The sequence below is a fragment of the Nonomuraea monospora genome (assembly GCF_039531895.1).
In the GTDB taxonomy this organism is placed as follows: domain Bacteria; phylum Actinomycetota; class Actinomycetes; order Streptosporangiales; family Streptosporangiaceae; genus Nonomuraea; species Nonomuraea monospora.
In genome coordinates, this window is the sequence record NZ_BAAAQX010000012.1 from 18,091 (window position 1) to 35,680 (window position 17,590).

At 64.1% G+C, this 17,590-nt stretch carries 23 protein-coding genes and 1 tRNA gene; 4 read left to right on the forward strand and 20 right to left on the reverse strand.

Annotation, left to right across the window (positions count from 1 at the left end):
• Positions 1–11: 11 nt before the first annotated feature.
• From ABD331_RS23710 to ABD331_RS23740, 7 genes are all read right to left on the reverse strand, one after another.
• Positions 12–317, reverse strand: coding sequence for an endonuclease domain-containing protein (locus tag ABD331_RS23710; RefSeq protein ID WP_344478376.1), 306 nt, complete (start codon positions 315–317; stop codon positions 12–14).
• Positions 295–1,524, reverse strand: coding sequence for a phage portal protein (locus ABD331_RS23715; RefSeq protein ID WP_344478380.1), 1,230 nt, complete (start codon positions 1,522–1,524; stop codon positions 295–297). Before ABD331_RS23715 ends, ABD331_RS23710 begins: the two co-directional genes overlap by 23 nt.
• Positions 1,521–1,697, reverse strand: a complete 177-nt coding sequence (locus ABD331_RS23720; protein ID WP_344478385.1) for a hypothetical protein — start codon at positions 1,695–1,697, stop codon at positions 1,521–1,523. Before ABD331_RS23720 ends, ABD331_RS23715 begins: the two co-directional genes overlap by 4 nt.
• A gap of 9 nt (positions 1,698–1,706) precedes the next feature.
• Complete coding sequence (locus tag ABD331_RS23725) at positions 1,707–3,029, reverse strand: phage terminase large subunit (RefSeq protein WP_344478390.1); 1,323 nt, start codon at positions 3,027–3,029, stop codon at positions 1,707–1,709.
• A gap of 413 nt (positions 3,030–3,442) precedes the next feature.
• Positions 3,443–3,916, reverse strand: coding sequence for a hypothetical protein (locus ABD331_RS23730; protein ID WP_344478394.1), 474 nt, complete (start codon positions 3,914–3,916; stop codon positions 3,443–3,445).
• 395 nt (positions 3,917–4,311) lie between these two features.
• Positions 4,312–4,779: a helix-turn-helix domain-containing protein gene (locus ABD331_RS23735; protein WP_344478398.1), complete on the reverse strand. Its 468-nt coding sequence runs from the start codon at positions 4,777–4,779 to the stop codon at positions 4,312–4,314.
• Positions 4,780–4,810: 31 nt separating this feature from the next.
• Positions 4,811–5,311, reverse strand: coding sequence for a hypothetical protein (locus ABD331_RS23740; protein ID WP_344478402.1), 501 nt, complete (start codon positions 5,309–5,311; stop codon positions 4,811–4,813).
• Between the two features lie 91 nt (positions 5,312–5,402).
• On the opposite strand from ABD331_RS23740, the gene ABD331_RS23745 reads away from it, so the two are divergent.
• The gene (locus tag ABD331_RS23745; RefSeq protein ID WP_344478406.1) at positions 5,403–6,146 is read left to right on the forward strand and encodes a hypothetical protein; all 744 of its coding nucleotides are present in this window, start codon (positions 5,403–5,405) and stop codon (positions 6,144–6,146) included.
• Here the strand turns inward: ABD331_RS23745 and ABD331_RS23750 are convergent.
• From ABD331_RS23750 to ABD331_RS61005, 11 genes are all read right to left on the reverse strand, one after another.
• Entirely contained in the window at positions 6,093–6,743 is a 651-nt protein-coding gene (locus ABD331_RS23750; RefSeq protein ID WP_344478410.1) for a hypothetical protein, read from the reverse strand. The two genes, ABD331_RS23745 and ABD331_RS23750, sit on opposite strands and share 54 nt — an antisense overlap.
• A gap of 54 nt (positions 6,744–6,797) precedes the next feature.
• Complete coding sequence (locus tag ABD331_RS23755) at positions 6,798–7,484, reverse strand: hypothetical protein (protein WP_344478414.1); 687 nt, start codon at positions 7,482–7,484, stop codon at positions 6,798–6,800.
• Between the two features lie 104 nt (positions 7,485–7,588).
• Entirely contained in the window at positions 7,589–7,804 is a 216-nt protein-coding gene (locus ABD331_RS23760) for a hypothetical protein (protein WP_344478418.1), read from the reverse strand.
• Positions 7,805–8,060: 256 nt separating this feature from the next.
• Positions 8,061–8,354: a DUF4190 domain-containing protein gene (locus ABD331_RS23765; RefSeq protein WP_344478421.1), complete on the reverse strand. Its 294-nt coding sequence runs from the start codon at positions 8,352–8,354 to the stop codon at positions 8,061–8,063.
• The gene (locus ABD331_RS23770) at positions 8,351–8,509 is read right to left on the reverse strand and encodes a hypothetical protein (RefSeq protein WP_344478425.1); all 159 of its coding nucleotides are present in this window, start codon (positions 8,507–8,509) and stop codon (positions 8,351–8,353) included. The genes ABD331_RS23765 and ABD331_RS23770 overlap by 4 nt, the downstream gene beginning before the upstream one ends.
• On the reverse strand, positions 8,506–8,682 hold the full coding sequence (locus ABD331_RS23775; RefSeq protein WP_344478428.1) for a hypothetical protein: 177 nt from the start codon (positions 8,680–8,682) through the stop codon (positions 8,506–8,508). The genes ABD331_RS23770 and ABD331_RS23775 overlap by 4 nt, the downstream gene beginning before the upstream one ends.
• 153 nt (positions 8,683–8,835) lie before the next feature.
• Positions 8,836–10,338, reverse strand: a complete 1,503-nt coding sequence (locus ABD331_RS23780) for a DNA primase family protein (RefSeq protein ID WP_344478433.1) — start codon at positions 10,336–10,338, stop codon at positions 8,836–8,838.
• On the reverse strand, positions 10,335–10,670 hold the full coding sequence (locus ABD331_RS23785; protein WP_344478437.1) for a hypothetical protein: 336 nt from the start codon (positions 10,668–10,670) through the stop codon (positions 10,335–10,337). Before ABD331_RS23785 ends, ABD331_RS23780 begins: the two co-directional genes overlap by 4 nt.
• On the reverse strand, positions 10,667–10,807 hold the full coding sequence (locus ABD331_RS23790; RefSeq protein ID WP_344478441.1) for a hypothetical protein: 141 nt from the start codon (positions 10,805–10,807) through the stop codon (positions 10,667–10,669). The genes ABD331_RS23785 and ABD331_RS23790 overlap by 4 nt, the downstream gene beginning before the upstream one ends.
• Positions 10,808–10,881: 74 nt before the next feature.
• Entirely contained in the window at positions 10,882–11,655 is a 774-nt protein-coding gene (locus ABD331_RS23795; RefSeq protein WP_344478445.1) for a helix-turn-helix domain-containing protein, read from the reverse strand.
• Between the two features lie 543 nt (positions 11,656–12,198).
• A complete protein-coding gene (locus tag ABD331_RS61005) occupies positions 12,199–12,411 on the reverse strand; it encodes a helix-turn-helix domain-containing protein (RefSeq protein WP_425566023.1) in 213 nt (70 codons plus the stop codon).
• A gap of 168 nt (positions 12,412–12,579) precedes the next feature.
• On the opposite strand from ABD331_RS61005, the gene ABD331_RS23800 reads away from it, so the two are divergent.
• Positions 12,580–13,914 (forward strand): tyrosine-type recombinase/integrase, encoded by a 1,335-nt coding sequence (locus ABD331_RS23800; protein ID WP_344479088.1) that lies wholly within the window; start codon positions 12,580–12,582, stop codon positions 13,912–13,914.
• Between the two features lie 31 nt (positions 13,915–13,945).
• Here the strand turns inward: ABD331_RS23800 and ABD331_RS23805 are convergent.
• A tRNA-Val gene (locus ABD331_RS23805) sits at positions 13,946–14,020 on the reverse strand.
• 474 nt (positions 14,021–14,494) lie between these two features.
• Between ABD331_RS23805 and ABD331_RS23810 the strand changes: the two genes are divergently transcribed.
• On the forward strand, positions 14,495–14,911 hold the full coding sequence (locus tag ABD331_RS23810) for an SsgA family sporulation/cell division regulator (protein WP_020547189.1): 417 nt from the start codon (positions 14,495–14,497) through the stop codon (positions 14,909–14,911).
• A gap of 181 nt (positions 14,912–15,092) precedes the next feature.
• Here the strand turns inward: ABD331_RS23810 and ABD331_RS23815 are convergent, their stop codons facing one another.
• Entirely contained in the window at positions 15,093–15,713 is a 621-nt protein-coding gene (locus ABD331_RS23815; RefSeq protein WP_344478449.1) for a DUF305 domain-containing protein, read from the reverse strand.
• Between the two features lie 119 nt (positions 15,714–15,832).
• Here ABD331_RS23815 and ABD331_RS23820 point away from each other — a divergent pair, with 119 nt between their 5' ends.
• Positions 15,833–17,182: an LVIVD repeat-containing protein gene (locus ABD331_RS23820; RefSeq protein WP_344478453.1), complete on the forward strand. Its 1,350-nt coding sequence runs from the start codon at positions 15,833–15,835 to the stop codon at positions 17,180–17,182.
• Positions 17,183–17,590 lie beyond the last annotated feature (408 nt).

Sequence of the window (17,590 nt, forward strand, 5' to 3'; positions counted from 1 at the left end):
GTTGATGGCGATCACTGCTGCAGCTCCCTGTGGGCGATCAGGTAGGCGGCTGCGGCGGTGAGCCGGTCGGAGTCGTCCTCGAACGCGTTGAGCCCCGAGAAGCAGAGATCGCACAGGAAACCCCTGACGCACCGGCCGCATGAGCGCGGGCCCGGACAGCAGGAGGAGTCGTGGTCAAGGTGGAAGCGGCCTCGGTCTTGGGAACCATCGGACCCGCAGATGGCGCAGACGCCGCCCTGGATGGCCAAGAGGGCGTCATACAGCTTGGCGACGCGTCCGTACCATTCCTGGTTCTCAGCCTGCTCGTTGCGGTGCACTGTTGCCCGCCTCCGAAGGTGTGGGGCGACCCACGTACGGAATGTCGGGCAAGCCCACAGCGGCCAGCACGCCCTTGGGCTCGAACCCGGCCTCGACGAGCAGCTTCGCCGCACCCGCACGCGAATCGCGCTCGGCGTTGACCATCTCCCGGTCCATCGGGATGGGGTCGTCGAAGTCGAACTCGACGCCCTGGCTGGTGCTGCCGAACAAGGGCAGGAACTCGGCGTTCAACGCGGCCTTGATGCGCTCCAGGCGAGGAACCACAAGCCAGCGAGCGAACATGACCTCGCCTGCCTCGGCGTTGGCCCGGTTCACATCATCGACAGTGCCGAGCATCGACTTGGGGAAGCCGAACGCCTCACGGATGATCTCGCGCGAGACATTGCGCAGCTCGGTGAACTGCATGTCTCGCTGAGTGAACTTGCGGTCCACCCATTTGCCCTGCTCCAGGATGGCCACACGGTGGGCGTTGGCGATGCCGCGATGTTGCTCGTTCCAGCGTTCCCGCAGCTCGTCGAACTCGTCATCGCCGAGCCGGCGATCCACCTCGATGATCCCGCCCGGCTCGGCCGAGTTGGCAAAGAAGTTGCGGTTCCACTCGGCGCTGTACCTGGTCGAGTCCAGGTCGGTGAGGATCGACTGCACCGGCCCCATGCCGCGATACGGATCGAGCGGATTCGGCATGCGTAGCTGAATGACCTGGTTGAGGTCCAGCGGTACCTTTTCGCCGTCCGGGCCGAAGTAGACGTAGCCCGCGAGGAACTTTGTGGGGTCGGGGACCGGCTCCATGCGATCGGGACGTAACGGCCACAGCTCCATGGGGAAGGTAGCTCGCGGATCGCGCCCGATCACCCACCAGCCCTCGCCTGTCAGGTCCAGGTGCTGCTGGAAGGTCTCGATGAACTCCTGCCGAGTCATGAACGGGTTCGGCCGGTTGAGAACGTCGAGGGCGAGGTGCCGCGTGACTTCGACCCGATCTTCGGGCTTGCCAGAGGCGGCCTTACGCCACAGGCGCCAGTTCACCTGCGACGTGGCGTTGCTGGTCCGGTGAACGATCGCGAAGAGCGTGCCGACCGCGCCCATCGCCTCAAGCTGCGCCTCGGTGCTGTTGCTCTGCATGAACGGCATCGGAGTGCGGGAACGTCCGGTGTAGGGGATGGGAGCCCGGTTGATCAGGCTGGCGACGCCGGAGATCAGGGATCTCAAGGCTTACCTCCCCCAGTGATGCGCCATTCCAGGACGAAGGCCGACAACCCGGCGACAGCGAGCCCGGCCGGGGCGGCGATGGTCCAGGCAGCGGCCGACAGCAGGGCGAGCCCGGCGATCACGAGGAGGATCGGCACAGCCGGAGCCAGGCGGGAGAGCACGCTCTTGGACATAGCCCCTCCTCACAGGAAGCGAAGTCGTGGTCGTGCGCCGAGATCACGGTCGGCTACGAGGTAGCGCAGGGCGTCCATGCCGTGGTCGTTCTCCTTGACCGGCGTCTCCTTGGGGGGCTTGCCGGGGGTGGAGTCCCAGACGTAGCCGACGATCTCCTCGGCAGTGCACGTCGGCTTCTTCGCCTCCACCAGATCGGCGTCGCGCCGCATCACGGAGTCGCGGAGGATGAACAGGCGGGGCTTGCCGTCACCGGCCGGACGTAGCCGGGCCTGGACTGCCTGGATGCCCTCAGCGACCTTCTTGTTGGCCGCCACGGTGGACATGCCGAGTTCGCGCTCCAGGACCGCCCGGCCTTCGGCGTCGTGGTCGCAGATGATGGCCCGCGGCCTCGGCTCCGACCAAGAGCCGTCCTTCGTGACCGCCTTGAGGATGTCCGCAGCATGCTGATCGACCGTTCGCCGGCTCATGTACAGCTCGCGGTACAGGTACAGCCTGCCGTCGGGATCCTCGGCCCAGCACTGCAGCACGAAGGGGTTGGTGTAGCCGAAGTCCACCGTCCACCAGCGCGTCCACTGCTCCGGGATGGGGAAGCGGTCCAGCAGGTGGAGGGCGGGGTCGAAGTCTTCGTAGATCAGGCCCTCGGCAGCAACCCACAGGCCCTTCCGCAGACGGGCGTGCCGTACGTCAGTGAGCTTGTCCAGCTTGCCGATGTAGTCACGGCCGACCGGCGTGAGCTGGCCGTCGTCGTCGAACAGGACGGGGTTGTCCTCGTGGCGGCAGTCGAGCATCACCGTGTCCCCACGGTCGCACCGGACCTTCAGCCAGTGGGTCGGCACCGAGGGGTTGGTGTCGGCGATCAGCTGTTGGAAGCTGACCTTGCCGTTGCGCAGGCGGGTGGTGATCGCTTCCCAGTCGTCCTCGGTCAGCTCGATGGCCTCCTGGACGTACACCACGTCGTACTCGGATGACATGATCTTCGTGGCCTTGTCCATGCCACCGATCACGATGACGCTGCCGTTGGTGTACCGGTACGACTTCGCCTCCTGGGCCGATCCGCCGTAGTAGGCCACATCACCAGCGGCCAAGGACTCCTTGGCGACGTGCTCGCGGAAGGTCACCAGGCCGCTGGAGCTGAGCGACACCGCCGTCTTCCTGACGATCAGGCCCCGCATCCCAGGGTTCAGCAGGGCCATGAGGTGCAGCTTCTCCAGGCAGGCTCGGGACTTGCCCGTGCCCGCAGGACCGGAGAGCAGGACCTCGGGAGCCCGGCAGTCGAAGAGGGACGAGGCCACACCTCGTGGCCGGTAGTGATGCCGCAGGGCGATGCTCATGAAGCCACCGCCTTTCGGCACGACGCATAGGTCCGCTTTGGGGCATGCATCAAACGTAATTTCGAGCCATGCGCCGATATCTCACCGTAACGTTCCATACCGGCGCTAAGCGGTTTGCACTTCGCTTCCTGTGCACCCCTGCCGAGCCCGCATCCCCCGTGCACCCCCGAGTGCGGGGTACGAGAATCGGCCTCGGCTCGGGAAGGGACGAAGATCAGAACGCTATGCACCCGGAAGAGAAGGTGAAGCGGAGCCGGTGGTGGTGGCTCCCGGGGACTGCGGCGGCTGTCGCCTCATTCGCGAGGCTTGCCTACGAGGTCCTTCGCGATCACCACTTCCTCCGCTGGAGGTAGCAAAGAGCCCCGGCCGGTTCGTCCGGTTCGGGGCTCGGCGCTCTGCGGGCATGCGAGCGGCTAGGAGGTCAACTCCTTGTTCATCTGCCAGCGGAGCCGTGCGGTGGCGTCGTCCAATTCTTTCAGCGCGGCACTCTGTTCGATATCGTCGCCTTGGTTGAGAAGGTTCATCGCCTTGGCAGTCCAGGCGATGAAAGCCTGCTGCACAGCCTCGGACCCATAAATGCTGATTCTCGCGGTGCCGGAGATAATCTGCCGGACGAGCTGTTCTCTCTCGGGCGCGGAGACGATTGGCAACGGTTTGACGCTGTATTCCTCACGAAGCATGGCGTGAAGCGTGGCCTGGAGCGTGGAGATCTCCGAGTAGACCTCAGCACGGCGAGCTTCTCTCGCCAGGGCGAGCTGACTGGCCGTGCCCTGCTGTGCCACCTTCTCTGCGTGCTTTCGCCCCTGGTGTCCTGCGTACCAGGTGAAGACCACGCCTACGACGCCGCTGACTCCCGTCGCCACGGGAGCGACCCATTCCCATGCCATCGCACCAGTATGGCGGCTCCAGCCTGACCTATTTTCGGATGAACACATATCCAGCTTTGGGATGCAGATTATCCCTTTCTCCTACAGGAATCGCCAGGTAGCGACTAAGGTCTCATTCGTCCCAAAACCCGCTAAAGGTTCTGGCTAGTTGCAGGCAACAACGAACCCTTCACCACAGGCTCCTGCCGTGTGGTGTGACTTTTAGCGAGGAAGCCACATGAAAGAACCCGAGAAGGACCACAAGCAGCGCAGCCCTTGGTGGTGGGTGCCGGGAACAGTCTCGGCAGCCATCTCGGCGGCAAGGCTCGCTTATGAGTTCGTACGGGATCACTACCACCTGAACGGTAGGTAGGACGAGAGCCCGGCTGGATTAAGGCCCCGGTCGGGCTCTTCGCCTACCGCAGGCTGGCCAGGTCCACACCCTCGAACGCGTACGTGATCGTCTGCTCCGTCTGAAGCTGCTGCTTCACCGGGGTGTCCAGGCCCAGCAGCTTGGCACGCCGCTCCTCGATGGACAGCACCGTCTTGATGGCGTCCAGCAGTGGGCCGGCGTCCTGCAGAGGCTCTCCGTCCAGCGTCACGACCCGGCCGTTCGAGACCGTGATGTGGTGTCGCTCCAGCACCTCGTTGGCCTTCACCAAGAGGGCGTCCAGGCGCTCTATCTGCTCGGCCCGGTACGTCTCCACAGCCTCCACAGGGATCTCGGCGAGCGTCGTTTTGTACAGCCTGTGCACCGCCTGCTTGGTGATTCCCAACTGCTTACCGATCGCCTCGTACGTCATGCCGGTTCGGCGTAGCCGCATCACCTCGGCGCGACGGTGGCGGGAGTCTTCAACCTGATCCGGGGGGCGTCGATCACCCATGGTCAAACCCTCCTACGTCAACGTGAGTTGCCTACGAGGCGAGCAGGTCGAAGTGGAAGCCGACAAGGAGCAACGCGATAGCCGACCATCGCACTGCGCGTTCGTATTTAGGCTGTTCAATCACCTTGACGAAGATCCGAACTGCAGCAGGAGACAGGAGCGGGATTAAGATCATAAAAATAGTGACAATCCATATCTGGGCCACCGCCAGATGCTTCGACGGAGGATCATCATTTGTCATCCAGAACACAATAAAGGCCGGAACGGATGTCACTGCCATCGCTACACATAGCCCAGCCGCAAGGGCCTTATGGCGCAACTTGTCTTTGTCGGACTTCCTGTAGCGGGCAGAGAAGTTGCGTAAACGTTCCGGACCGATCACGTCCAGGACAATGGTCATACCCGCCAGGAAGGCGATCACCTTGCCTGCTCGCCCTAGCGCCAGGATCGACCACCCGTGCAGCGTGTGCTGGTTCACCTGGACGTTGTCCCACCACATGTCCCACGCCTGTAGTAAGCCGAGGTCCGCCATGCCCGGGAGCGTAGCGACGGAGCGGTCTCCACGTCCGCCAAGTTCTCGAACTCCCCTGGCGCCGCTGCGCTCTCGCGACGATAGTCAGGGGGTGAACTGGGCTCAGGTCATCCCCGGATTGTTCGCCCTAGCCGGTGCCCTCATCGGCAGCACGGCCTCTCTTCTCAGCGCGCGGTGGTCGCAACGTAACCAGGTCCAGCTTGCTCGCGAGGCGCGGGACCAGGAACGCGAGCGCACCGCTGTGCTCAGCGCCCGGAAGGCCATCGTCAAGTTGATCCAACTGAGACCCAAGCCCAGTCAGGCCGTTGAGGTGCGGGACTTTCGTGCGACCCTGCGCCGTCGCCCTCGGCCAAAGCCAGAAGACTGGCCTCCCAAAGAAGACGACAAGGCGTGGAAGAAGGAGCGGGATGCCCTACTCCTTCAGTTCCAATTGGCCATCGACGAGTTCTCCGATGAAGCCATTAGGAAGCGGCTCGATGAGATCCATACCGTGTTGTACTTCGCGGACTTCTGGTGGAAGGAGATCGGCGGGGCCGAATCATATACCCGCGATCGTGTGGCTCATGACGCCCGCGTTCTTCTAGGGCGGATCAGTCGCGGAGAGCCACCAGGAGAGCTGTCAGACGTAGCTCAGAACGCTCTTTCCACGGTGCGCGACCAGATCGACATCCATGAGGAGATCCGGGAACTGCAGGAGAGGGAACGCGAGAAGGAGCGCGAACGAAGTTTCGCTGCGGAGTTTGAGAATCGTCCGCCTGCCTTCGGCGGGCAAGCCAAGCCGTCACAAGACGAAGAGCCCGGTGCAGAACCAGGCTCTTCCGACACTGATCGTTAGGCTAGTCGCATAGTGCGTCACACCGGTCACCGATGTCAAGCTGGCCAGCAGGTCCCAGGAGTCGGCCTTGGGCTGAGCTACGTCGAGTTCTTCACGAAGCTGTTGCTTCTCAAGAACAACGGCCAGGTGTCGTTGGGCGAGATCAGCGAACTGGTGGGCGATCTCGATGTCCGACATGGGCTGCTGATGTGCTTGTTGGGCGACCTCAGCCTCACGCGCCTTGACGGCAAAGTAGATCCTGGCCTCTGCTACGGATGCCTTGCTGTGGTCGCCTGCCATGGCCGTAAGGTAGGCAGCGAATCTGGTGAGGCGACAGTCCAGAACTCTCCGTTGTGCGCCTTTGGGCATCTGGATCGTTTTCGGCACACGCCGAAAATGATGCTGAGCTGCGGGTTCTCCCTGGATGATGGCTAGAGACGTGAGGGCCTTATGGGTGACGATCGAGAAGTCTTCCCAGCGGGAGTACCCCATGACTGCTTGAAGCTCACGGGCAAGCCAGTACTCTCCGTCTTCATCGACTCGACGAATTTGGTCGAACGGAGACGAAGTTATGCCTGGGAGACAGAAGTTTTCGTCCTGAGGCGTATAATCGTGCATGGATGACCTTTCAGGAGGCCCCGGGAGTGGATGCTCGGGGCTTCTTCTTTTTGGTCAAGCTGCAACAACAACACCCATCGCCACAGCCACCACGTCCCCGACTCGATAGAGCGGTCTAGGCGGTCCATCGGGCTTCAATGGCGGCGCGTATTCACGCGGAACAAGTTTTCTTCGCTTCACCCACATCCGCACCGTCGAGCTGCTCACCTTCACGCCCACGCTGGTCGCCACCATGGCCACGTACGAGGAGCTGCCGAGCAGGTTCTCGATCTCCCCGAGCATCCACTTACGGCGAGCCGCGATGTCGTAGAAGAGCCGCTCTCCGTCCTCGGTGAGGCAGTGCCGACAGGACACCTCCGCGTCCCCTGGGCGTGCGTACAGCGGCATCCCGCAGGCATCGCACGGCCCCGCGTAGAGCCGGTCTGGCGGCCGGTCGATCACCATCCTCACGGCCTGGACGGCGTCGTGGACCTCCGCCACCACCTCACCCCCAGCCGGGTGGTGGCGGAGCCACTCGACGTGCTTCACCAGCCACCTGGAGATGGAGACCAGGTCGTCCGCGGGGAGCCTGACGCCCCGCTCATCGGACACCAGACGAGCCCACGAGACGAGCACGTGCTTGAGGGTGTGGGCTTTGTCCGAGGCGGCGATGTGGAACGGCAGGCGCCTCTCGCTGGACCGCCGCAGCACCCCGGCCGACATCCGTGCCCGGCCGGTCAGCGTCACCTCCAGCTCCTCCATCAAGGCGGGGATGTCCTCCAGGTCCCAGCGCAGCCTCCACCCGCACCGGGAGCACAGGTGGGCCTGGTCGGCGACCTCGGAGCCGCACACGTCGCACAGGACGTTCACCGCACCTCCCGACGATCCAAGTTGTTGATGGTCTTGAAGGTGATGCCGGTGCGGTGTTCTGCCTCTCGGACCACCGGGTGCGCCTGGACGGCAGCCTCATACTGGGCCAGTGCCTGGTTGGTCTTGGCGATGAGTCGCCGGCTCATCACATGGAGAACCGCGAACTCAATGAGGACGGCGATGTTCAAGGCGACGATCAGGTAGTTCACCATGTCCAACTCCACGTGGTCTCTGTGCACGAATCTGAGGCGCTTTGGGGGGCGGGGGTAGGCCAAGGGACCACCCCCGACTCTTCGTCCGTCTGTGGCGCGACGTTCAGGCCGGAATGGGCAAGCTTGGTCGCGTGCCGCCTCTTCAATCCGTGGGCCCGCCGCTCCGCGAACTCCGCCTGCGCCCGCCTACGTCCCTCACGCCGCCGCATAGCGTCCTCGATGAACTCCTGCACGCGCTCCTCGGCCCGGCTCATCACTAGTAGCTCCCGACCATCGAGGTGCCGACGCCGAGCATGCTGCTGAGGATGAGCACGGTGAGCAGAGCTGAGGGGACCACGATCACATACCCGAGGATCAGCCCGGTGACGGCCTGGCCGTGCCCAGCCTTGGAGCCGTTCTTGGTCTCCTTCCAGGCGAAGTGACCGCAGACGATGGCGATCAGGCAGGGCAGCCCGAAGGCGCACCAGCCACCGAAGAAGCCGATCAGCCCGAACACCAGGGACGCGGTGGCCATGCCGGAGGTGGGGACCACCTGAGGCTGCGTGGTCATGACGCCTCCCGGTAGATGTCGGACAAGGTGGTGGCGTTGGCCAAGATGTCGGCCAAGTGGACAGCCGTCACGGCATTCCGGCTGCGCTGGTAGTAGCCCATGAGGTACTGGAACTCCCGCTCCAGGGCCTCGTTGAGGAACTCGACGGTGATCACAGCTGCCCCAAGTGCTTCAGCCAGACGGGGCAGTCAGGGTCGTGGTAGACCCGCCAGCGGTGAACGCCTTTCCCATAGTGATTGGCGTCGAGGATGGTGTAGGCATCGCATTTCCTGCAGCCGCCATCGAGCTTGCCGCCGTCGAACCGGGCCATCTCGTCAGCTTCACCCATGTCACTCTCCGTAACGTGTTGGTTGCCATTTGCTGCCGTTAAAACTGCAGGTCAGAAGGGGTGTGTAGGGTTGTGTAGGGTTCTCCGAAACTCTCCATACGCGCGCACATGGGAAGGTTCGGGAAACCCTGCACAACCCTGCACTCCCGCAGGTCAGGGGCCTTCTTCGATCTCGACGGTCAGCACCAGGTTTCGGTAGACGAACCCAGCGTTCGTGCGCACCTTCTCGTAGCCGCGAGTGGCCATTGAGTCGGCGAAGGCCACCTCACTGCCCGGCTCCTCGCCGCTGGCCTGGCACCAGGCCGACCAGGCAGCGAAGAGGTCTCGGGCCTTAACTCGTCCGGCCTGCGTGGCATACGTCCTCTCGGAGAGGAAGCGGGCGAGTGTGTCGCTGCTCTGCTGGTACGCCCGAGTGCGAGCCCGCACCGCGTCAGGAGGGTTGAGCCCCTCCTTCTGGTAGGCGAGCCAGCCCCGATACGTCCAAGTGAGGACGGCGGATGCAGCCGCCTTCAGCCTGGTCGGCAACTCGCCATCACGTTCATCCTCGGGAATGACCACGTCGAACGGGACGACCAGGATGCGCCGCCACACAGCCGGATCATCACCGGAGACCTTGGGCAGGAAGTTGGTCAGCATGATCAGTGTGTGCGATGGGTCGAACGTGATCGGGTTCTTGTGCATGTAGTTCGCTTCGATCTGATCGCCGCCGACAAGGCGCTTCATCGTCGCCTCGGCGAACCGCCTCCCCCTCTCCGTCTCGGAGCAGAAGGCCAGGCGAGCACCCCGCAGGCGCATCTTGAAGGCCCCATGCCGCTCGTGTTTCGACTCCATGAGCATCGCGGGGTCGATCTCGATGGCATAGTCCCCGAAGGCGGCCAGGACCGCGTCGCGCAATGTGCCCTTACCGTTGGCTCCCGTCCCGGTGAAGATCGGCATGACGTGTTCGGTGACCTTGCCGAGCATCGCGTACCCGAAGAGACGCTGCACGAAGGCGCGGACCTCCTCGTCGGGCAGAATGCGCTTGAGGAACACCTCCCACTCCTCGCTGAAGGCGTCTTCTGTTGAGCCGCCCGCCACCTTCGTGATCAGGTCGTCCCGCCTGTTGCGGTAAACCTCCCCCGTACGCAGGTCCATCGTGCCGGAGGGCATGTTGAACAGATACGGATCCGCATCAAGGGACTTCGGCGAGGTAGAGATGGGGGCCAACGCCGAGGCGAACTTGAGCATGCCCTCGGCCCCAGATGCGGACTCCACTCGGTGGACGTCGGCCCGAAGGTCGTTGGCTTCTTGCCCGGCGAGGCCGTCCGCTTCGCGAACCGCCTGCTTGATCGTGACGACGCACGCCTCCAGGTCCACCCGCTGGTCGTCAGGGAGCCAGCGGGTCCCATCCCACTTATGCCAGCCGATTCCGTGGACGTGTCGGAGCCCACGAGCATGCTCCCGGATGAAGCGATGCGCCATGCGGAGTTGTCCACGGTGCTGCTCGACGCCAAGAACCACCGGCTCATTGGCGGCAGGCGATGAGGGGGCTATCGGAATGACCTCCGCGACGGGCCGATCCTCGGGCTCGCACTGGCAGTAGAACGGAATCTCGTCACACAGGGGACACTTCTCTTCGGCCCCGCCGAAGAGGCCGCTGAACGGATCGGCGCTCATGCGGCACCCTGCTCTCCGGCACCCGCAGCGCCTCCGTACTCCCGGCCTCCGTGCCTGGCCAGGCTAGCTTTGTAGATTTCGCCACCCGGCTCACGGCGGAGACGCTTCAGCTCAACCTGAGCCGGCGACTTCTCCTTCCCCAACGCCTTAACACGGGCGGCCACCTGGCTCCACTCTGCGGCCATCTCAACGTGAGCCCGCCTGTAGCCGACCTCCTCGCCGGACGCGAAGCCAAGCCGGTAGGCCGTCTCGAACAACTCCCGCTCGCGTGCTGACTGGGCAGCGAGGTCCTCGACCAGCTTCCTGGCCTCGGCGATCAGGCTCTCGTTCATGCCGCCTCCCGGAAGATGACGGCGAGCCGGTCCCGCTGCCATGGCTTGAGGGGCGGGGCGGCGTCTACCAGGGCGACGATGTGGTCCTCGACATCGAGGGCCTCGAAGACCAGGCGGAGCTGGGGCGCGGCGTCCACAACGCCGCCTTGTGTGTCAGCGTTCTCTGGGGAGGCCCCGCCCCCGAGAAGGGGCGGGGTGGTCTGCCGGGACATCAGCGGCTCTCACCAGCGGCGTCCTGGCGCTGCCGGTCTTGCTGAAAGCGCTGCTGGAGGCAGTCGATCAGGTCGGTGAGCTTCTTGCGAGCAGGAGATCCTTCGCTCTCCTGGAGATACAGGAGGGCTCGCAGGGCCACTTCCACGCTCTCCTCGTAGGAGCAGGCATCGTCAACGCGGGCGACGAGAAGATCAGCAGGCGTCCAACCTTCTTCGAGAAGTTCGCTTTCTTGAAGAGAGTGCGACGTCGTCAGGTTGTGGAGTCCTTCGTCGAGGATCTTCTGATGAAACTTAAGAACAAGGTCAAGTGGCGCGCACACGCTCCGGTACAACTTCTCAATGTCCGGGCGAAGCTGAGGATGGGACTCCTGCAGCCGCTTAAGAGCGGCCCGCACCACTTCGTGGGCATCCCTCATGGACATGTTCGGAACCCGGCTAGCCAGGAGGCTGACCGGCGGACAACCATCCTCTTCGAGAAGAAGAGCCTCCTCACGACCGCCCGGAGTCACCAGACTGTCGAGGCCCGCACGGATGATGTCCCGGCAGAACTCTGAGACCGCACTTTCGAGTTCCGTGTCTGTGAAGAGATCTCCCACATTCACGCCCAGGCGGCCCGCCATGACGGTGACAATCTCAAGGGAAGGATTCCGGCGTCCCTCCATGTACCCGTAGACCGCGCCGGGATGACGGGAGATGGCTTCAGCGAACTCGCTGACAGAGAAACCGCGTGACTTGATGTACTGGCGGAGCTTGTCGCCAGAGAATTCCTGCACTGTGACTCCTCGAACAGGGCACGCACCGCCACAGCCGACTCTCATCTGATTCCAATGAGAACTATTTGCGACGGCGTACCCTGGAGGGAGGTCTCCGACTGTGCCCGCCTTTTATAACGAGCTCTACTTCGGTGACCGCATCAGCGTCAGTGCACGCAGTACGAACAGCCTCTACTCCGGTGGCTATTCGGTGAGGTCTTGCGCGCCGGTTGTTTCCGACGTGTACGAGAATAAGACACCGAATGCGCAAATGCAACCCCAATCAAGGCTACGGCCCACCAAAACCCTTGACTGAGATGACTCACAAGTCGAATTGTCGCTGCTCGACGATAGGATTTGGGTGAGGAAAATCCTCTGAGATTCCTCGACGGCACCCTGTGTTCCCACCCGACAGTCCATAGGGTGCCACGAACGGGAGATGAGTTACCAGCTACAGTGGGAGTGCGGAGAACTCCTACGCCAAGCCGGTCCCGTTCTCCTGCTCCCAACAAGAAACCCCCGCGCCTACCTGCACAGGCCGGGGGTTTCTTGTGTTCGGATCTCCTAGGAAGCCAGGTCCACAACAAGGGATTCGATGTACGCCACAGCGTCCGACTCCCGAATGCGCGTACGGGGCTTCTTGCACCCAGGCGGCGCGATGTTCAGGTAGGGCAGAGCGCCACTGGCAATGTGTCTGCGCACGGTCCATTCCGACACACCCCACAGCTCACCGACCTGCTTGGGGGTAAGAAGTCTGGTGCTTTCCCCGCGATTCATGACGCAATTCTAGCTGCATTGCCATGCCAGATACTGCCCCAATCCCCTGAGAAGCTGCTCGCAGTTGATCTGTTCTGGCACGTACGCTTGAGGCGTGGATGATCTCTCATTCAACATCAACATCGAGTTACCTCATCAAGGAGGTAGTAGTACAGGAAGGCGGTGATCATGTATCTCCGTAAACTCAAATCCGGCAAGTGGCAGTGCACCGTGAGGAAGCCGGACGGCAAGAAGGTGACCTTCTCTGACCGGCTCAAGAGCGTCGCCAGAGACTGGGGCACCAAGCAGGAGGCCAAGTTCAAGAGCGGGGATCGTCGTGACCCAAGGGCCGGGGAGATCAAGCTCGGCGCTTGGCGCCAACGTGTGCGGGATGCCTCAGGGCTGGAGAGACCCACTCTGGCCAAGCAGGACTCACTGTGGCGCACCCACTGCGAGGAGGTGTGGGCCACCTGGCCCATGAACGCTGTGACGCGCACCGAGGCCCAGGGGTGGGTCAACCGGCTCAAGGGCACCCAACGAACCCGCCACAAAGGCCGTACGGTCATCACGGCCGAGGACGTTCCCCTGTTGAAGGCGAGCACCATCCATGAAGCGGTGTTCGTCATGAGCAGCCTCTACGTCGCGGCCATGACGGAGGATCCACCTCTCGTGATGACGAACCCGTTCGCCAAGCTCGACTTGCCGAAGATCGAGCCTCGGGCGGTGGAGTTCTATGAGCGGGACGAGGCTGATCTCCTCTACACGACCGTCTTGGAACTGCACGGCCTCAAGTGGCGGACCCTGATCGAGTTGGGCATGGACGTTGGTCTGCGACCCGGTGAGGCGTACGGCCTGCATGCCAACCAGATCGACTGGATCCGTGGCCTGATCACCATCACGCATGTGATGACCCGGTACGGGCTGAGGGAGTACCCAAAGTCGAAGAAGTCCCACCGGACTGTCCCGGTGCCCCCACACACGCTGGAGGCCATGCGGGAACTGATGGAGGGACGAACCGCATGGGGTGTCTGCACCTGCCCGAAGGTGCTTCCAGACGGCTCCCGAGTACCCGGTGGAGGTTCTTGTCCTGGTCTGATGTTCCCGGCTCCCCAGGGCGGGCCCATCGACGATGGGAACTTCCGGGACCGCATCTGGAATGTCGCGGTGGAGGCAGCCCATACCTGCGGTCGGCTATCCCCCGGACAGGCCGACGATGCTCTGTGGACGGTCGGAGAATGCGGCCCCAAGGTCTGCGACGACCCGAGTCACAAACTCCGTCGCTTCCCGCCGAAGATCATGCGGCACACGGCGGCCAGTTGGCTCGTGCAGGACGGCGTACCCCTGTATGACGTCCAGCACCTGTTGGGTCACGAGTCTTTCGCGACCACGCAACGTTACGCCCATCTGGCTCCCGAGGCCCACAGCAAGGTCATCGAGAGTTGGAAGCGGCGAGCGCCTGCGCCAAGATCTCCTAACTCTGGCGCACGTACGGCGCACGACATGCAGGAGGCCCGCCTCTCATGATGAGCTGCGAGCCTCTGACCTGCGACCTTCGTGGTGGGCGATACTGGGATCGAACCAGTGACCTCTTCGGTGTGAACGAAGCGCTCTCCCGCTGAGCTAATCGCCCGCCCTCGGCGGCTTCCTTGCGGTGCCGACGTGGAAAACCATACCGCACTCCGGCAGTGACGGCGAACCGGTTGGCCGCCAAGACGATCATGACCGCACCTGAGGGACACACAGGGGTGGCGTCTCAGAGGGATTCGGGTGAAACGCGGCGGTTGCCCATCGGCACGGCGGGCGGGTGGCATACCATCGTCGTGTCCCGGATCCCTCCGGCCATGATCTTTTCGCGAGAAACGTTCATGGGCGGCGCGTCCGGGGCAGGCTCCACAGCACGCAAAACCCTTGTAAATACGACCCGATTGATGCCGTTTAGCCTGGTAGATGCCTAAATGTCCAGCTGTGATGTGCGTTACAGAAGGCCCTAGGAGCGGAATCTTTCCTACAGGTTTCTTCGTTCCGCGTCATAGCTCAGGACGAAGTCCGTCAGAGCAGTGAAAGCCCCGTAGAGGGGACCTACGACGAAAAGGTTTGGCTGACGATGAACAGCACCACCGTCTCCGCCGAGCTTGGCCTTCGGCTTGTGGTCCCCGACCGTACTACCGTCCCCCTGCTCGCCGGACTGAGTTACACAGCCGACGATCCGTACGCCATCCGCATGGCCTTCCACGTAGGGAACGACGAGCCGGTCGAGTGGATCTTTGCCCGCGAGCTTCTGACCGTGGGCATCGTGAGGCGTGTCGGCGACGGCGACGTGCAGGTGTGGCCCGCGCGCGCCGACGGCGAGCGCACCCTGCACATCAGTCTCACATCGCCGTTCGGTCAGGCGCTCTTCGAAGTGCCGCTGGCCCCGCTGACCGAGTTCCTCCATCGGACCTACGAGAAGGTGCCCGCCGGGCGGGAGACCGACTTCATGGATCTCGACGCCGAGCTGACCAATATGCTCTGGCCGTCCTAGCAGGCGCAGGGCAGGGACAGGGAAGTCGTCCGGCGATCCCCGAGGGGGCCGGACTCTGTTGTGCGATGGGGAGGTTCCGCCCGTGGGCGGGATCTCCCCGTCGTGTTCAGGCCGCGAGCTGCTGCTCCAGGCCCCCGGCTCTCTCCCTCGCGTCCAGAAGCCCCGGGTTCCCCCGTCGAATCTAGGCCGGGAGCGACTTCAGGACCTCGCGCATGCGGGCGATCTCGATGCTCTGCCCCGAGTACACGTCCTTGGCCAGCAGCCGCATGCGCTGGTCGCGTCCCCCCGCCAACTGCTCCCCCGCCATCTTCACCGCCCCCTCGTGGTGCCTGGTCATGAGCTGCAGGAACAGGCGGTCGAAGGCGGCGCCTCTGGACGCGCGCAGCCTGTTCAGCTCCTCCTGCGTCGCCATCCCGTAGGTCGCGCCCTGCTCGTGCTGGTGTCCCGCCGGGACCGAGCGGCCCAGCTCGGCGAGCCAGGCGGTCATGGCCTTGATCTCGGGCGTCTGCGCCGCCGCGATCTGGCGGGCGAACGCGCGGATCGACGCCGTGCTCGTACGCGCCTCCACCATGGACGTCATCTCCAGCGCCTGCCGGTGGTGCGGGATCATGCCCTCCGCGAAGCGCACGTCCGAGGCCACTGTGGGAGAAGGCGTGGCCCCGACCCGCTCCCCCGGGGTCGCCGTGCGGCCCGGCGCGCCCGGGCTGCCCGGCACGATGACCGGCGCCTCCGTACCCACCGGCGAGGGGCCCGCCGGCTCGGCGGGCTGTTGCGAGCAGGCGGCAAGGGCAAATGTCGACATAACTGTGATGAAGACCGTACGCGGCCCATAACCTGCTGACATAGCTTCCATAGTGAGCTACTAGACAAAGGGGATGCGCGTTGATCTCTGCCAAGTTGCGCGGAGTGTTGCTGTGTACGGTGTTGTTCTTGGCCTCCGCGTGCGCCGCGGGACCCAGTGCCACCGAGGAGCCGACACCCGCGACCGCTCCGCAGGAGACCAGCGCTGCGGCCGGCACGCCCGCCACCTCGCCCTCCGGCGACGTGATGACGAGCGACAACGTGAAGCACATCGCCAACCTGCCGTTGACGGCTCCGTTCAACGGCGAGGGCGACCTAGGTACCGATCTTGCGTTCCAGGGCGACTACGCCTACGTGGGGAACTTCGGCGGGTTCTCGATCTACGACATCGGCGACCCGACCAAGCCCCAGCTCGTCAGCCAGGTGTCCTGCCCGGCGCAACAGAACGATGTGACCATCTACGAGGACCTGCTGATCCTCTCGATCGACGAACCGCAGGGCGGCCCCGAGTGCGGCTCGGACGACGGCGAGCGCAACTGGGAAGGACTGCGGATCTTCGACGTCAAGAACAAGAAGAGCCCGAAGTACGTGGGCGCGGTGCAGGCCGACTGCGGCTCGCACACGCACACGATGGTGCCCGCCGGGGAGACGCTGTACGTGTACGTCTCCTCGCCCGGCCCCGAGCCCGACTCGCAGACCTGCCCCGCGCCGCACGAACTCATCTCGATCGTGGAGGTGCCGGTCAAGTCGCCTGAGTCCGCCAAGGTCGTGGCGAAGCCGGACATTTTTCCCGAGCGGCAGCACTCCGAGCTCGCCTCCGGCTGCCACGACATCACCGCCTACCCGGAGAAGAAGCTGGCCGCGGCCGCCTGCTTCGGCGACGGCGTGCTGCTCGACATCTCCGACCCGGTCAAGCCGAAGGTCCTCCAGCAGCTCACCGACCTGGAGAACTTCCAGATCTGGCACTCGGCCACCTTCAACAACGACGGCACGAAGGTCGTCTTCAGCGACGAGCTGGGCGGCGGCGGCCAGGCCACCTGCGACCGCAACACCCCGGCCACCAAGGGCGCCAACGCCATCTACGACCTGGTCGACGGCAAGCTGGAGAAGCGGGGCTACTACAAGATCCCCCGGGAGCAGCAGGAGAACGAGAACTGCGTCGCCCACAACGGCTCCCTGATCCCGGTGGACGGCAAGGACGTCATGGTCCAGTCCTGGTACCAGGGCGGCGTGTCGATCTGGGACTTCACCGACTCGGCGAACCCCAAGGAGATCGGCTACTTCGAGCGCGGGCCCCACGAGGGCGGCGGCATCGCGGGCACCTGGTCGGCCTACTACTACAACGGCTACATCTACTCCAGCGACATGACTGAGGGCCTGGACGTCCTGGAGATCACCGACCCGCTGACGGACCCGGCCAAGCAGGTCAAGATGGACGACTTCAACGTCCAGACCCAGAAGTCCTACTAAGGCTGGGAGCCGGGTGACCTGACCTGAAGAAGGCGGAGGGGGCGGCCCGAAGGCGGCTGAGCTGGAAGGCGGATGGGGCGGCCCCAAGTCGGCTGAGCTTGGAGGCAGATGGGCGGTCCGTAGGCGGCCTGGCTGGAAGGCGAATGGCTGGCCGAGGTCGGCTGAGCTGGAAGGCCATGTCTGCTGGGCTGGCCGGACGCGTTGAGCTTGGGCGATGCGGCAGGCGGCGACCGGGCCGGCCCCCGTCACCGGTCCGGTCGGTCGGTCGCTGAGGCGCTAGGTCGTCACCACCTCGCCGGGCAACGTACGCGCGTAACGGCGAGGTGGCGGTGAGGCGGAGGAGCGTCTCCCTGGAGGGCCGTCAGCACACGACGGCGGGCGGGGCCCACTTGGCTTGCCGTAAAAAAT

Coding starts and splice junctions, on each gene's coding strand:
- ABD331_RS23760 (WP_344478418.1), bottom strand. CDS start 7,804: ATGGTGAACTACCTGATCGTCGCCTTGAACATCGCCGTCCTCATTGAG.
- ABD331_RS23775 (WP_344478428.1), bottom strand. CDS start 8,682: ATGGGTGAAGCTGACGAGATGGCCCGGTTCGACGGCGGCAAGCTCGAT.
- ABD331_RS23810 (WP_020547189.1), top strand. CDS start 14,495: ATGAACAGCACCACCGTCTCCGCCGAGCTTGGCCTTCGGCTTGTGGTC.
- ABD331_RS23815 (WP_344478449.1), bottom strand. CDS start 15,713: ATGTCGACATTTGCCCTTGCCGCCTGCTCGCAACAGCCCGCCGAGCCG.
- ABD331_RS23800 (WP_344479088.1), top strand. CDS start 12,580: ATGTATCTCCGTAAACTCAAATCCGGCAAGTGGCAGTGCACCGTGAGG.
- ABD331_RS23740 (WP_344478402.1), bottom strand. CDS start 5,311: ATGGCGGACCTCGGCTTACTACAGGCGTGGGACATGTGGTGGGACAAC.
- ABD331_RS23755 (WP_344478414.1), bottom strand. CDS start 7,484: ATGGAGGAGCTGGAGGTGACGCTGACCGGCCGGGCACGGATGTCGGCC.
- ABD331_RS23735 (WP_344478398.1), bottom strand. CDS start 4,779: ATGGGTGATCGACGCCCCCCGGATCAGGTTGAAGACTCCCGCCACCGT.
- ABD331_RS23750 (WP_344478410.1), bottom strand. CDS start 6,743: ATGCACGATTATACGCCTCAGGACGAAAACTTCTGTCTCCCAGGCATA.
- ABD331_RS23720 (WP_344478385.1), bottom strand. CDS start 1,697: ATGTCCAAGAGCGTGCTCTCCCGCCTGGCTCCGGCTGTGCCGATCCTC.
- ABD331_RS23765 (WP_344478421.1), bottom strand. CDS start 8,354: ATGACCACGCAGCCTCAGGTGGTCCCCACCTCCGGCATGGCCACCGCG.
- ABD331_RS23725 (WP_344478390.1), bottom strand. CDS start 3,029: ATGAGCATCGCCCTGCGGCATCACTACCGGCCACGAGGTGTGGCCTCG.
- ABD331_RS23785 (WP_344478437.1), bottom strand. CDS start 10,670: ATGAACGAGAGCCTGATCGCCGAGGCCAGGAAGCTGGTCGAGGACCTC.
- ABD331_RS23780 (WP_344478433.1), bottom strand. CDS start 10,338: ATGAGCGCCGATCCGTTCAGCGGCCTCTTCGGCGGGGCCGAAGAGAAG.
- ABD331_RS23730 (WP_344478394.1), bottom strand. CDS start 3,916: ATGGCATGGGAATGGGTCGCTCCCGTGGCGACGGGAGTCAGCGGCGTC.
- ABD331_RS61005 (WP_425566023.1), bottom strand. CDS start 12,411: ATGAATCGCGGGGAAAGCACCAGACTTCTTACCCCCAAGCAGGTCGGT.